At 54.5% G+C, this 14409-nt stretch carries 13 protein-coding genes; 1 reads left to right on the top strand and 12 read right to left on the bottom strand.

Features of this window, described 5'->3' with window-relative positions; translation table 11 throughout:
* The first annotated feature begins 45 nt into the window (after positions 1-45).
* The gene (locus tag QN359_RS05595; protein WP_322248786.1) at positions 46-1110 is read left to right on the top strand and encodes a MerR family transcriptional regulator; all 1065 of its coding nucleotides are present in this window, start codon (positions 46-48) and stop codon (positions 1108-1110) included.
* Between the two features lie 53 nt (positions 1111-1163).
* On the opposite strand, the gene QN359_RS05590 is transcribed toward QN359_RS05595, so the two are convergent.
* From QN359_RS05590 to QN359_RS05535, 12 genes are all read right to left on the bottom strand, one after another.
* Positions 1164-2339: an acyl-CoA dehydrogenase gene (locus QN359_RS05590; RefSeq protein ID WP_322248787.1), complete on the bottom strand. Its 1176-nt coding sequence runs from the start codon at positions 2337-2339 to the stop codon at positions 1164-1166.
* Between the two features lie 139 nt (positions 2340-2478).
* Entirely contained in the window at positions 2479-2871 is a 393-nt protein-coding gene (locus QN359_RS05585) for a RidA family protein (protein WP_322248788.1), read from the bottom strand.
* A gap of 1 nt (position 2872) precedes the next feature.
* Positions 2873-4060 (bottom strand): acyl-CoA dehydrogenase family protein, encoded by a 1188-nt coding sequence (locus QN359_RS05580; protein ID WP_322251130.1) that lies wholly within the window; start codon positions 4058-4060, stop codon positions 2873-2875.
* 13 nt (positions 4061-4073) lie between these two features.
* On the bottom strand, positions 4074-4928 hold the full coding sequence (locus tag QN359_RS05575; protein WP_322248789.1) for an enoyl-CoA hydratase family protein: 855 nt from the start codon (positions 4926-4928) through the stop codon (positions 4074-4076).
* A 3-nt stretch (positions 4929-4931) separates the two neighbouring features.
* Positions 4932-5453 carry a MarR family transcriptional regulator gene (locus QN359_RS05570; protein ID WP_322248790.1) on the bottom strand — a complete coding sequence of 174 codons (522 nt, stop codon included), beginning with the start codon at positions 5451-5453 and terminating at the stop codon, positions 4932-4934.
* On the bottom strand, positions 5453-6241 hold the full coding sequence (locus tag QN359_RS05565; protein WP_322248791.1) for an SDR family NAD(P)-dependent oxidoreductase: 789 nt from the start codon (positions 6239-6241) through the stop codon (positions 5453-5455). Before QN359_RS05565 ends, QN359_RS05570 begins: the two co-directional genes overlap by 1 nt.
* 5 nt (positions 6242-6246) lie before the next feature.
* Positions 6247-8640 carry a bifunctional salicylyl-CoA 5-hydroxylase/oxidoreductase gene (locus QN359_RS05560; protein ID WP_322248792.1) on the bottom strand — a complete coding sequence of 798 codons (2394 nt, stop codon included), beginning with the start codon at positions 8638-8640 and terminating at the stop codon, positions 6247-6249.
* Positions 8641-8673: 33 nt separating this feature from the next.
* Positions 8674-10314 (bottom strand): AMP-binding protein, encoded by a 1641-nt coding sequence (locus tag QN359_RS05555; protein WP_322251131.1) that lies wholly within the window; start codon positions 10312-10314, stop codon positions 8674-8676.
* Positions 10315-10804: 490 nt separating this feature from the next.
* The gene (locus QN359_RS05550; protein ID WP_322248793.1) at positions 10805-11572 is read right to left on the bottom strand and encodes a DUF4145 domain-containing protein; all 768 of its coding nucleotides are present in this window, start codon (positions 11570-11572) and stop codon (positions 10805-10807) included.
* A 578-nt stretch (positions 11573-12150) separates the two neighbouring features.
* Positions 12151-12459, bottom strand: a complete 309-nt coding sequence (locus QN359_RS05545) for a hypothetical protein (protein WP_322248794.1) — start codon at positions 12457-12459, stop codon at positions 12151-12153.
* Positions 12460-13007: 548 nt separating this feature from the next.
* Positions 13008-13775 (bottom strand): IS21-like element helper ATPase IstB, encoded by a 768-nt coding sequence (istB, locus tag QN359_RS05540; protein WP_322249440.1) that lies wholly within the window; start codon positions 13773-13775, stop codon positions 13008-13010.
* Positions 13776-13786: 11 nt separating this feature from the next.
* On the bottom strand, positions 13787-14409 hold a 623-nt coding region (locus QN359_RS05535; RefSeq protein ID WP_416352098.1), incomplete at its 5' end, for a Mu transposase domain-containing protein.

The raw sequence follows: 14409 nt of genomic DNA, 5'->3' as shown, positions 1-14409 counted from the left end.
CGTTCGGTCAGGCTGTACAGTCGGGCTTCCCTTATGGAGAACCTCATGCTCATGAAAATCGGCGAACTGGCCAAGCGCACCGGCTTAAGCGTGCGCACGCTGCATCACTACGACAAAATCGGCTTATTATCACCGTCGCAGCGCTCCAGCGCTGCTTACCGGCTGTACAACCGCGCCGACATCACGCGCCTGTATCGGATTGTCGCGCTGCGCCGGCTCGATCTGTCGCTGGCCGAAATCGCCGCCTTGGTCGACCACGAGCATGCTGATCTCAACAGTGTGATCAGCGATCAATTGCGCTTACTCGAACAACAGATCAATAACGGCATCGCGCTGCGCGAACGCTTGCGTGATTTGCATACGCTGGTGCAAGCGAATAAAGAACCGCAGCTCGATTATTGGCTAGGTATTTTAGAAATGATGAGCGTGGCGGACAAATATTTCAGTCCGGATGACATGCAGCAGTTGAGCAAACAAAATCGGCCGACCTTAACGCCCGATTTACACATGCTGCCACTGATCGTCGAAGCCCGCAGCTTGCTCGATACCGGCGTCGCCTATACCGACCCGCGTGCACGCGAGTTGGCACTGCGCTGGAACGACACGATGAACCGGCACATGCCCGATTTGCCTCAGTATTTGGCAAAATTTTCGCAAATGCACCGCGACGAACCGGCTCTGCAAGCCCTGACCGGTATCGATCCCGAGATGATGGATTTCATCGTCCGCGCGCTGATCGAAGTCCGATACGCGGCATATCGTCAGCATTTGAGCGAACACGAATTGCGCTTCTTCCGCGCCGCGTCGTTTCGCCATGCGCATGCTTGGAACGAGCTGTTTTCGCAAGTCAGGAAAGTCATGCAAGCCGGCATGCTCCCCGAAGAAGAAGCCGCCCAAGTCTTGCTGCGCCAATGGCGCAGCTTGTTTTTCGATACCTGGGGCGGTGATTTGACAACCATACGCAAAGTGCGCGAACTGCACCGCAGCGCTGATGGTGCCTTGGTTGGTGGCGCCAGCTCGCCGGAATTGATGCAATACGCCAGACGTGGACTGATCTGGTTGGAAGCGCGTATCAATACCAAGCCGCTTACGGACCCAATGACGAACTGAGCAGAGCAAGCATCAAAGCGCGGGACCGCAGCTTGCCGTTCCCGCGCCAGCAATTAAAACGCCGCAATCCCGGTTTGTGCGCGGCCCAGTATCAAGGCATGAATATCATGCGTGCCTTCATAGGTATTGACCACTTCCAGATTAACGAGGTGACGAGCGATACCGTATTCATCGGAAATGCCATTACCACCCAACATATCGCGCGCCATGCGGGCAATTTCCAGCGATTTACCGCAGGAATTACGTTTCATGATCGACGTGATTTCCACCGCGGCCGTGCCTTCGTCTTTCATGCGCCCCAAACGCAGACAGCCTTGCAAGGCTAAGGTAATTTCCGTCTGCATATCGGCCAATTTTTTTTGCACCAACTGATTGGCTGCCAAGGGACGACCGAATTGCATACGGTCGAGCGTATATTGGCGTGCCGTATGCCAGCAGAATTCGGCCGCGCCGAGGGCACCCCAAGCGATACCGAAGCGCGCCGAATTAAGGCAAGTGAATGGCCCTTTCAGACCTTCCACGTGTGGCAATAAATTCTCTTCCGGCACGAACACCTGATCCATCACGATTTCACCGGTGATCGAGGCACGCAGTCCAACCTTGCCATGAATCGCAGGCGCACTCAAACCCTTCCAACCGCTTTCCAGAATGAAGCCGCGGATACGGCCATCATCGGTCTTGGCCCAGACCACGAAGACATCGGCAATCGGGCTGTTGGTGATCCACATCTTGGCACCGCTGAGCGAATAACCGCCCGGCACCGTCTTGGCGCGCGTGACCATGCTGCCGGGGTCGGAACCATGGTCGGGTTCGGTCAAGCCGAAACAACCGATCGAGGCACCACTGGCGAGTTTCGGCAAATACTTCTGCTTCTGCGCTTCGCTGCCGAATTCATTGATAGGCACCATCACCAGCGAACTTTGCACACTCATCATCGAGCGGTAACCGGAATCGATGCGCTCGACTTCGCGCGCCACCAAGCCATAACAAACATAATTGAGACCGGCACCGCCGTATTCGGCTGGAATCATCGAACCGAGCAGACCGAGCTCACCCATCTCGCGAAAAATCACCGGGTCGGTACGTTCATGGCGGAAGGCTTCAAGTACGCGCGGTGCCAGCCGCTCTTGGCTATAAGTGCGTGCGGCTTCCTGCACCATGCGCTCTTCCTCGCTCAATTGCGACGACAATAACAAGGGGTCTTCCCAACAAAATACGGCTTTCGACATCTGTCTCTCCTCAATCGTTTTGTTTTTATAATCATATCAGCACTACTGACTATGCCGCAAACGGCACCGCTCGGTCTCTATTGTATAGCACCGGCGCGAACGAGGTCAGCCGTCTGCCTGTCCCCCGCTCTCATCTTGCTCAGTCCGGCACAATCGCCGTGACTTCAATTTCCACCTTGGCACGGTCTTCGATCAGCGCAACGACCTGCACCGCCGTCATACAGGGAAAATGCGGACCGATCAGTTCGCGGTAGGCCACGCCGATGGCCGAATACGCCGCCACATATTCGCGTTTGTCAGTGACATACCAGGTCATGCGCACGATGTGTTCGGGGCGCGCCGCGGCCTCGGCCAGCACTGCCACGATATTTCGCAAAGCTTGGCGTACTTGGCCGGCGAAATCATCGGTCTGAAACTGCCCCTTCTCATCCCAGCCTATCATGCCGCTGACGCACACGGTACGGCCGCGTGCCGCCACCCCATTGGCATAGCCGCGTGGCCGCGGCCAGCCTGGCGGTTGCAATATATTCATATCAATCCATTTCTTTACTGTTGGCGGCCGCGTACTCTTTGAGTAATTCACGGCCGATAATCATTTGCTGCACTTCGCTGGCCCCCTCATAAATGCGCAAAGCACGAATTTCACGATACAGGCGTTCGACCGGCACTTCGCACACGACACCGAGACCGCCGAACATCTGCAGCGCCGCGTCGATCACCCTTTGCGCATTCTCGGTCGCGCACAATTTCGCCATCGCCGCTTCTTTGGTGACCTTGCGTCCCTGATCACGCTGCCAAGCGGCGCGATATACCAGCAAAGCCGCGCTATCGATCGCCAAAGCCATCTCCGCCAACTTCACCTGGGTCAACTGAAAATCGGCCAAGGTTTGATTGAACATCTTACGCGTGGTCGCGCGCGCCAGCGCTTCTTCCAGCGCACGCCGAGCAAAGCCAAGCGCGGCTGCCGCCACCGAGGTACGGAACACATCGAGCGTCGCCATCGCCACCTTGAAACCCTGACCTGCACTGCCGATCAACTGGCTGCGCGGAATCCGACATTCACGCAGTTGTAAACGCGCCAGCGGATGCGGCGCGATTACGTGGATACGCTCGGCAATTTCCAAGCCGACCGTATCAGCGTCGATGATGAAAGCAGAAATCCCACGCGCGCCCGGCGCTTCACCGGTACGCGCAAACAGTACGTAGAAATCGGCGATACCGCCGTTGGAAATCCAGGTTTTTTCGCCGTTAAGTACATAGCTGTCACCATCTTCACGCGCACTGCACTGCAGCGCCGCGACATCGGAACCAGCCTGCGGTTCCGACAAGGCAAACGCAGCAATCGCCCGCCCGGCGGCGACCGGCTCGAGGTACGCGGTTTTTTGCGCCGACGTGCCGAACAAGCTGATGGCCCCGGAACCGAGTCCCTGCATGGCGAAGGCAAAATCGGCCAGGCCGGCATGACGCGCCAGAGTTTCGCGTATCAAGCACAAGGCCCGCGTGTCGAGCACTTCGCCATGGCCACCATACGCGCTGCCAGCAACCGCATGCGTCAACCAAGCGGCACTACCCAATTGCGCGACTAAATTACGGCAAGCTTGGTCAACATCGGCCGCATGCTCCTGAACCAACTCAGCGGCGCACCAGGCATCCAATTTGCGCTGCAATTCGACATGATGTGGCTCAAAAAATGGCCACTCGAGATAACTGCTGTCACGCATAGGCTGGCTCATCTTAATCTCCTTCAAACTGCGGCTTTTGTTTGGCAACAAAGGCATGGTAAGCGCGATGAAAATCATTGGTCATCATGCAAATCGCCTGTGCCTGCGCTTCCGCTTCAATCGCTTGCGCTACGTTCATATTCCATTCCTGTTCCAACATAGTCTTGGTCATCGCATGCGCAAAGCCAGGCCCATCGGCCAGATTGCGCGCATACGCCAAGGCATCGCTGAGCAAATTCTCCGGCGCGATCAAGCGATTATAGAAACCCCAGCGCTCGCCCTCGATTCCGCTCATCGCGCGCCCGGTATAGAGTAAATCAGCAGCGCGCCCTTGGCCGATTATGCGTGGCAAAATCGAGCACGCGCCCATATCGCATCCGGCCAAGCCAACACGGGTAAACAAGAACGCCGTTTTACTGCGTTCGCTGGCGAAACGGATATCCGAGGCCAGCGCCAGAATCGCACCGGCGCCGGCACACACCCCATCAACAGCAGCAATCAGCGGCTGTGGACAGGCACGCATGGCCTTGACCAAGTCGCCGGTCAGGCGCGTGAAACTGAGCAGCCCCGGCATATCGAGCTGGGTCAGCGGTCCGATAATTTCATGCACGTCACCACCGGAACAAAAATTTTCACCGGCACCGGTAATGACGACCGCTTTGACATCGTCGGCCAGCGCCAGCGTGCGAAACAAATCGCGCAATTCGGCATACGACTCAAAGGTCAACGGATTTTTTCGTTGTGGTCGATTTAAGGTAATGGTGGCGACCCGCTGCTCCAGTTGAAAATCAAAATGTTGTGCCGAATAATCGGCCAAGCTGGTTCTTGCGCCCGGCAATTGATGGCGCTGCCCTGCTAAATACTTCATCTGCTATTCCTCTGCGATCGGATAGGTGGCGCTGCCGGCCGGATTCAGATGTTTTTTCAAACTACCCAGCAGCGCCGATAATTGATTTTTGTCGGCCACCGGCATGGCCGCGAACAGCTCGGCGATCCAGCCTTCATGTACTGCCGCCATGCGCGTAAAAGCTTGTCGTCCTTGCTCGGTCAATTGCACTTGGTAGACCCGGCCATCACGCGGATCGGGCACGCGGCGTACCAGTTGTTCTTGCTCCAATTGATTGGTGATACCGGTGATATTGCCACCAGTGACCATCATCCGCTTCGACAACTCACCCATGCGCAAACCGTCCGGATAGCGCTCGAGCTGGGCCATCAGATCAAAGCGTGGCAAGGTGATGTCGAATTCATTCCGCAAGCGTGAACGTATTTCATCTTCTATCAATACCGTGCACGACAGCATACGCAACCACAGCCGCAAAGATTGGTGGTGATCGGCCGTCAAACGCGTTTCCAAATCACTGACCGCACCAGCTTGGGACAGATGTTCCATCACATCACCTCGCCACCGGCCACGGCAATCGCCTGACCATTCATGGCTGCCGCCGCCGGCTGACACAACCAAGCGACCGCATGCGCGACTTCCTCGGCTTGCACCAGCCGCTGCTGCGGATTAGCAGCCGCCAGCAATGCCTGTGTTTCGGCTTGCTGACGACCAGTCTTGTGCATGATATTGGCAACGGTTTTTTGCAGCAATGGCGTTTCCGTATAGCCCGGGCATACGGCGTTCACCGTCACACCACGGGTCGCCACTTCCAGCGCCAAGGCGCGCGTCAAACCGATCACACCGTGTTTGGCGGCGCAATACGCAGCGACATACGGGTAAGCACGCAAACCGGCGGTACTGACGACATTGACAATACGCCCCCAGGCCGCCGCCACCATACCTGGCAAGACCGCTTGGGTACAATGAAAGCTGCCCGTCAAGTTCACATCGAGCATGTTCTGCCACAGCGCTGCCGTGGTTTTTTCAAACGCTGCCGATTCTGCCTGGCCAGCATTATTAATCAAAATTGCCACCGGCCCGGCCAAGGCAACCGCCTGCGCCACACCAGTTGCCACCGAGGTCGCATCGCTGACATCGAGCAGCACCCAGCCCAGCTGCGCCGCCGGCGCTTGGGCACGCAAGGCAAGCACGGCCGTTTCCAGCGTGGCAGGCGTGCGTCCAGCCAGCGTCACCGTCGCTCCTTGCTCCAGCAGGGCCAGAGCAATCGCATAGCCGATTCCCTGCGCGCCACCGGTCACCAACGCATGCCGCCCTTGCAATACTTGTCGCTCCATCGCTGTCACCCTTCCAGTAATTGTGCCGCAATCTGTTGCGGCGTCAGACCGGCAGCCGCGGCGGCAACCTGACGTTCGCGTGCCAGATTTCGTTCCAGTTGCATTTTTCCAGCCAGATATTGCTTTGGCCAAGCGATGTCAGCACAAGCAAGCTGTGCCGCCTGATGCAAAGTCCAAGCCGGATCCGCCAAATGTGGTCGACCAATCGCACACAAATCGGCACGCCCGGCAGCGATGATGCTGTTGACATGATCGGCTTCGAAAATCGCCCCGACCGCCATGGTCGCGATCTGCGCTTCGTGACGAATCCGGTCGGCAAACGGCGTTTGAAACATGCGCCCATACTGCGGTGCTTCGCGCTTACTGACCTGGCCCGAAGAACAATCGATCAAGTCGACTCCCGCATGTTTGAACAGTCGCGCGATTGCCACCGCATCGTCGACACTGATACCACCCTCAACCCAATCGTGAGCGGAAATCCGTACCGACATCGGCTTATGCGTCGGCCAGACTGCACGCATCGCCGCGAACACTTCGAGCGGAAAACGGCAACGCTGCGCCAAGTCGCCACCATACTCATCTTCACGTTGGTTGGTCAACGGGGAAATAAAACTCGACAATAAATAACCATGGGCGCAATGCAGCTCAAGCCAATCAAAGCCGGCCGCCTCAGCCGCGTGCGTCGCCTGCACGAAATCCTGCAACACCTGCAGCAACTCTGCCGCCGTCGCCGCCGTCGCCCACTGCGACACCCCGCTCAGATACTGCTGCGGGGAGGCGGAAATCAAGGGCCAGCCGTCGTCTGTGAGCGGTAAATCAATGCCATCCCAGGCCGCTCGAGTCGCCCCCTTAGCACCGGCATGACCAAGTTGCACAGCAATTTTGGCATCACTGTTGGCATGCACAAAATCGACGATGCGCCGCCAAGCCAGCGTGTGTTCCGGTGCATACAAGCCGGGACAAGCCGGCGTGATACGCGCCGCCGCCGAAACACAAGTCATTTCAGTAAACACCAGCGCCGCGCCGCCGAGCGCGCGACTGCCGAGATGCACCAGATGAAAATCACCAACCACGCCGTCGAGCGCCGAATACTGCGCCATCGGCGAGACCACGATACGATTTTTCAAGACCAGCGCACGCACGGCAAACGGCGTCAACATCGGCGGCAAGGGCTGCGCCGTGATCGGCATCGCCAGGCCGGCGGCGGCAAACGCGCTCTGTGCGAGTTGCCGCTCCACTTCGGCGACATAGGCAGGATCACGCAGGCGTAAATTTTCATGCGACAAACGCTGGCTGCGGGTCAGCATGGAATAGGCAAACTGTGAAGCCGACATAGCGGTATAGCGCTCGACGTTTTCAAACCATTCCATGGAATTGCGTGCCGCACTCTGTATCTTCAACACTTCCAAAGAACGCGAAGCTTGATATGCACTCAGCACCGCAGCCATCCCGGCCGCGCCGTGAACGGCGAAGCTGTGCGCCAGTTCGATCGCATCTTCGAGCGCCAGCTTGGTGCCGGAACCAATCGAAAAATGCGCGCTATGGGCGGCATCCCCCATCAAGACCAGCGGTACGGCGCGACCATGTTGCGTCGTCATATGCACCCAGTTTTTGCAAACGATGCGAGGAAAAGTAATCCAGTTGGCCGAACCACGTAGATGCGTAGCATTCGCCATGAGCGCATGACCATCGAGATACTTGGCGAATACTTTTTCACAAAACGCGATCGCCTCTTGCTGCGACATGCGATCGATGCCGGCACGCAGCCACACGGCTTCCGGGGTTTCAACGATGAAGGTGGCGGTATCGCCATCGTATTGATAGGCATGCGCTTGGAACCAGCCGAATTCGGTTTCTTCGAACGCGAACGTGAAAGCGGAAAACAGTTTTTTAGTACCGAGCCAAACAAAGCGGCATGTGCGTTGTGCTATGTCGGGCTGGAATGTGGCAGCATAGCGACTGCGGATGCGACTGTTGAGGCCATCGGCAGCAATCACCAGATCGGCTGCATACGACTGCGCCAGCACCTGATCATCATCAACATCGTTGTCAAACACCAAGTCGACGCCGACTTCTTCACAACGCTGTTGCAAAATATTGAGCAAGCGCTTGCGCCCTATGCCGCAAAAACCGTGGCCGCCGGAACGGATGCACTCGCCCTTGAAATGCACATCGATGGCATCCCAGTGGTTAAACGATTGCAGAATCGCGCGCGCCGTGACTTCATCAGCCTGCGCCAACTTACCCAAGGTTTGATCGGAAAACACCACGCCCCAACCGAAGGTATCATACGGACGATTACGCTCGACTACCGTGATGCGGTGCGCCGGATCTTGTAACTTCATCAGCAAGGCAAAATACAAACCGGCGGGACCGCCACCTATACAAACTATATTCATCGGATTATCCTGATAAGGAGTAGGCAGAGCGACTCAGAGCGCATGATCACGCAATTTGAAACGTTGTAATTTACCGGTTTCGGTACGCGGCAAACTGCTCACCCATTCGATTTCGCGCGGGTACTTATACGGTGCAATCGCTTGCTTGACAAAATCCTGCATGGTTTTGCACAAGCCAGCGTCACCCACCCAGCCTTGGCGCAGCACAATATACGCTTTCACGCGTTGCCCACGCTGTTCATCGGCCACGCCAATCACCGCCGCTTCGGCCACCGCTGGATGCAGTAACAAAGCCGCTTCAACTTCGGGCCCGGCAATGTTATAACCGGACGAAATGATCATGTCATCAGTGCGTGCGCAATACCAAAAATAGCCATCAACATCGTAGCGATAAGCATCGCCAGTCAAATTCCAACCATTCAACACATACGCAGCCTGGCGTTCATCGGCCAAATAACGGCAGCCGGTCGGACCTTTCACCGCCAAGCGCCCGACCACACCAGGCGGCACCAGCACACCCTGTTCATCGAGCACACAGGCTTGATAGCCAGGAATCGGCTTGCCCGTGGCACCGGGGCGCGCTTCGGCACCGGCAGCAGAAATAAAAATATGCAGCATCTCGGTCGCACCTATGCCATCGATCATCACCAAGCCGGTAGCTGCGGCCCAATCGGCGCGCGTAGCTGCCGGCAAAGCCTCACCGGCGGAGACGGTTTGGCGCAGCGAAGTCAAATCAAAGCGCGTGACCAAGCTTGCCATTTGGCGATAAAAGGTCGGCGCGGTGAAACATATGCTGGCCTTGAAATCGGCAATCGCTTGCAGCAGCGATTCCGGACTCATTTTTTCCAATAACACCGCCGTGGCCCCTACTCGCAGCGGAAACAACAGCAAACCACCGAGCCCGAAAGTAAACGCCAGCGGCGGTGTGCCGATGAACACATCGTCAGGCTGCGATTGCAGCATAGAACGTGGAAAACAATCGCAGATGGCCAGCACATCGCGATGAAAATGCATGGTGCCCTTAGGCTTGCCGGTGGTACCCGAGGTGAAGCCGATCAAACACACCTCGTCGGCGGCGCTGTCGTAAGCAGAAAAAGTAGCCGGCTTGCCGACCATGCGCGATTCCAAGGCCAACGCATCGTCGGCCGCGCCGTTGAAATATAAAATCTGGCGCAACACAGGATGGGCACACAGCGCCACTTCCTCAGCCAGATCTGAGGCACACAAAGCATGACTGACCTGCGCCTTGTCGATGATCATGCCGAGTTCTTTGGCGCGCAACAGCGGCATGCTTGGTACCGCAATCCCACCAGCCTTGATCACGGCCAAAAAACAAGCGGCCAACATCGGCGTATTGGTACCACGCAAAAGCACGCGATTACCAGGCAGCAAGCCCAAGTCATCGACCAAGACATGGGCGATGCGATTGACCCGTTCTTGCAAGTCCTCATAGGTCCACGTCTCGCGATACGTCAGCAAAGCCGGATGAGCACCGCGCCCCTTGGCACAGGCATGGTCGAGCAATTCGGCGACGCAGTTGAGGCGAGCCGGATAATTCAGTTCCGGCAAAGTGAAAATCAAGTCCGGCCATTGCTCGGGCGGAGGCAGGTGTTGGCGCGCAAAATCGTCGCGCCGACCATCGTCACACTGGGTTACTGCCGCCGCTGTCGCCATAGTTAGCCCTTTCACTACAATCCGATAAACCCCCGCCTCACGAAACAACTTTAAACCTAAACTAAATCGAGGTAAAGCATTTTTTTGACCATGTACCGGCAGTACAGAGAAAACATGAAATAAACAAGTGCAGCGTCAGGGTAAGTGGTGGGGAAACGCGGATTTAATCCAACCGGTTTGCCCGCATCAACTAAGGCACACCGCTAAGTTGCCTCCTCGTTGGCAACGGTATTCCACTGCCATTAAAATCCGCGCCTCCCTAGGACATTCACCAGTTTGCAGCCTTCACTCAAAACAAGCCAGTTTTGAATACCAAGATTAAAATCCAGGCCGGGGAACAGCCTAGACTATCTGCGAACTTTTTTCGCAAGAGATAGCTAGCTCCTCCCAAGATTGAGTCAGCGCAATATTTGTTAATAACGCACTTGTAGCAAGTAGCTGTTAGATGAGTTACGGCTCGAAATTGAGCGAGTACCAATTTTGCATCAGATCACTTCCTCTTATACAAAGACTGCCCTTTCGCCTTATTAATATTCTCTGCCAGAGTGATGATTTGTGCCGTATCCACAGGTGTTTTCGGATACAAAACCGACAGACAATGTTCAAGCATTCGAAATCCATCAATGACCGACTCCCTTTGAAGCCCCCCTAGCTCATGCGTACCTACGTTACCAATCCACTTGACCGCCTCAAAAACCGTTTTGAGATCTGTATATTTGGTGGCATCAAGCATATCAATACGAGTATGAAGAGGTATACGGATAGTCAGATTACGATACCGCTCAATCAGTAAGCCATCGAGAATATATTCAACAGCGGTGCGAATTCTATTTGCACAAGAATCAAGATCTACCCAAAATAACTCACATGCTTTTTTGACCGAAGACAAGACCTGCCTGGGGACAGCTATTTCACTCTCAATGACTATTATCCTAACAGTCGGGTGAAAATACTTGGGTTCAAAATAGTCGCAATAAGAAGACCCATGATCCGTATCATCATAGTCCCGCTCAATTGAGCCAGTTCCGCAGAAAACAACTTTTTCGTTACAAAGGTTACAGCTAAGCAATCCATGAAACACATACTGAACCCAATCAAAATCAAATTGCGAGGAAGATCTGGACGTTTCAGTTTCACCATTATCTTCTTTTTGGAAATCTTCCTCCTTCAGCCTGAGTATACCTTTTGCACAAAACGGGCAGGGCCAGTGAGGTACATTGTCCAGAAAAAAATGTTGCGCGAATAAATTTTCGTCCAAATGGAACCTTCCTTTGAGTCGTTAGATGCAACCGTGGTGCTATCGAAAATCTGTAGATGAAATATTAACCAATTTAATTCGCCCAGAGTAACCATAGCCAACTTCCGAGCGCAGCCGCAAATGCAAAGACGGGATTTGAATTCCACTCTCAGCAGGCACCCAGAAAAAATTCACTCCAAGCACTCGCCAATCCGCTCGTGCTTGAGTGCCCCCCCAGATGCCGAGAGGCAGGCAGTCACCGGATTAGCCGACAAATACAACACGCTCAGCGAGCAGCTTCCGCTCATTGCGCTTGTCGCTCGTGTTGGCCTGATATCCCATTTCGGGAAATACCCTAAAACACGCCAGAAACGTCACGATCAAGCCGAGAATTCTATTGTCATAGTTGTAGATCAGGCATAATTCAGCCGCCACTTGTTTACGTTATTAGCAGACGAAGTTCAAACTATTTCTGAGCATATGAACGATACGATACACAGCTTTACGGTCGTTTTCGGGAGGGCCTTCCAAAAAGTCGAATGAATTGATACTACATCGTTGTTACCAACTACCGCAAATCGAACTGTCTACGACAAATCCTAATTTAATGTTCGGATAATTTCTGTGGTTAAGTCTTCGCCACCATTAATGTTGCGAATAATTGATGTTGGTGTGCCAATCAGACCCCACGGAATACCCCACCATCCAAGTACCACGGTAATCAAAATATGTTTTTTTGCATACCGCATATGTGACTCGTTCGGTGGAACAAAATATATATCTGAATAACGGCGTTGACTAAAGACTATAAATGACCGAGTTTCTTCAAACCGGAGAAAGCGCCACCCGTTATTTACTCGCTGCCTGATTTCTTTTGAATCAAGGCCTGCCACGCCTAAAATTGCCATCAATTACTCTACTTTCAAATGTATCTAAAATCTCGGACTAGCATCTTCGTATAGATCGGAAGTATGTTATCAATCGCCCATTATCCATTTATTAAGTTCTTTTATCCTCTTTTCTTTCTTTTCGGTAAGACAACTAAATAATATAACCCATCGCATTGAGCCACTATCGTTTAATGTCTATTGAGCTTTAAAATCAGTCGCAGGAAATCAAATCCAATTTGCTGTGCTTCTATTAACAATTTTTGGGTCTCAGCATAATTCGTGTCGTCATATTTGTCTGTGGAAACAAGCTTTTTAATTAATTTTGATATGCAAAATTCAATTCTTTATTTTTTTGGGCTAGGAGTCTGGGCGGCAATTTTATCTAATCATGTGAAACGGATAGAGGAGAATAAACGTTATGAGAATATAGCAACGAGCTACCTCCTCTACGAACCACAACAGCGACTGCTGTTACTGGGTATTCCGGCGAACGTGACCGCTCATTCTGGTGAACGTGACCGCTGCGCATAAGATGGCGTTACGCGGTCAAATTTTAACCTCTACGGTCACGATAGGTCGATGTTTTTCTCCTTTTTGATGATTTTAGGGCGCTCCGTGCGCAGCGAATCGCCGGTCAGCGTAAAACGGTGGTTGCGCTGCATGATGCGGTCCAGAATGGCATCGGCAATGGTGGCGTCACCGATCCACGCATGCCAGTGCTCGACTGGCAATTGGCTGGTGATGATAGTGGCCTTGTGGCCCGCTCGGTCATCAATAATCTCAAGCAAGTCCGAACGTGTCATGCCATCGATGCTACCCATCCCCCAGTCATCAAGCACCAATACGTCGGTTTTTGCCAACTGCAGTAACCATTTGCCGAAGACGCCACTGCCGTGCCGGATGCGTAGTTCTTCCTGCAAGCGCGGGACGCGTTGGTAAATTGCTGAGTAACCCCGCCGGCATGCGTATTGCGCCAGTGCGCACGCCAGCCATGATTTTCCAGCCCCCGTTGGCCCCGTCACCAATACACTGTGCCCGGCGCTGACCCAGTCGCCCAAAGCCAGACTCATTACCTCGCGCCGGTCAATTCCGCGACCAGCGCGAACGTCAATATCCTCAATCGCCGCCTGCCCATATTTTAAATGCGCATTTTTTAGCAGGCGCAACAACTTGCGGTCATTGCGAGCATGGACTTCGCGATCAATCAGTAGCGCGATGCGTTCCTCGAAGCTCAAGGCGGTCACGCCGGGCTGTGCCATTTGTTCTTCAAGGCCTGCCGCCAGGCCGTCCAGTTTCAAGGTGCGCAGTTGCGCCAGTGTGGTGTGCATCATCATCGTCTTATTCCTTATTGATAGTAACCAGGGCCACGCAAGTGGGCATGCTCTGGGCTAATCCATTCATCGGCAGCCACTGGAACACTCTGGTCGCGGTTGTTCTTCAGAATGTCATTCACGTGGCGATACTGGCACGCGCCGATCTGCAGGGCCAGCATGCAAGCCGCCTCAAGTCGTCCCTTACCGTAACGCTTGGCCAGCGACAGCAGACCCAGACAAGCGCGGTAGCCATGCTCAGGATGTCGGTTTTCTGCCATCAAACGCGTGACCGCCTCGGCGCACGCAGGACCAATGCTCTCGCCCCAGTGGATCAAGCGCTGCGGCGTCCACTCCATCTGGGCACGGTGCGCCGCTGGCATGTGTGTGGCAATGGTGGTAAAGCCCCCGACACGGGCGTTACGAATGTGACTGGCGACACGTTGGCCGCGATGCAGTAACTCCACCGCAGTTGTGGTGATGCGCGCTTCGAGTTCCTGACCCACTAGAGTTTGCGGCACACTATAGCGATGGCGCTCGACTTCGACGTGGTAGTCAATATGAACCTTGACAGTTTTGAAGTGGGCCATTTCGTAGCGTTGTAGCGGCAACGACAGCAAGGCTGGCGCATCAATCTCGGCGAAGGTGCTGGCGCGGC

The organism is Undibacterium sp. 5I2 (assembly GCF_035019605.1).
In the GTDB taxonomy this organism is placed as follows: Bacteria; Pseudomonadota; Gammaproteobacteria; order Burkholderiales; family Burkholderiaceae_D; genus Undibacterium.
Note: the sequence above shows the minus strand (reverse complement) of the source record. Positions and strands in the feature narration are given on the sequence as shown.

Bases quoted from the DNA above. Each gene is read 5' to 3' on its own strand.
- QN359_RS05565 (WP_322248791.1), bottom strand. From the start codon at position 6,241: ATGGAGCGACAAGTATTGCAAGGGCGGCATGCGTTGGTGACCGGTGGC.
- QN359_RS05585 (WP_322248788.1), bottom strand. From the start codon at position 2,871: ATGAATATATTGCAACCGCCAGGCTGGCCGCGGCCACGCGGCTATGCC.
- istB (WP_322249440.1), bottom strand. From the start codon at position 13,775: ATGATGATGCACACCACACTGGCGCAACTGCGCACCTTGAAACTGGAC.
- QN359_RS05545 (WP_322248794.1), bottom strand. From the start codon at position 12,459: ATGGCAATTTTAGGCGTGGCAGGCCTTGATTCAAAAGAAATCAGGCAG.
- QN359_RS05555 (WP_322251131.1), bottom strand. From the start codon at position 10,314: ATGGCGACAGCGGCGGCAGTAACCCAGTGTGACGATGGTCGGCGCGAC.
- QN359_RS05560 (WP_322248792.1), bottom strand. From the start codon at position 8,640: ATGAATATAGTTTGTATAGGTGGCGGTCCCGCCGGTTTGTATTTTGCC.
- QN359_RS05580 (WP_322251130.1), bottom strand. From the start codon at position 4,060: ATGCGTGACAGCAGTTATCTCGAGTGGCCATTTTTTGAGCCACATCAT.
- QN359_RS05570 (WP_322248790.1), bottom strand. From the start codon at position 5,453: ATGGAACATCTGTCCCAAGCTGGTGCGGTCAGTGATTTGGAAACGCGT.
- QN359_RS05575 (WP_322248789.1), bottom strand. From the start codon at position 4,928: ATGAAGTATTTAGCAGGGCAGCGCCATCAATTGCCGGGCGCAAGAACC.
- QN359_RS05590 (WP_322248787.1), bottom strand. From the start codon at position 2,339: ATGTCGAAAGCCGTATTTTGTTGGGAAGACCCCTTGTTATTGTCGTCG.
- QN359_RS05595 (WP_322248786.1), top strand. From the start codon at position 46: ATGCTCATGAAAATCGGCGAACTGGCCAAGCGCACCGGCTTAAGCGTG.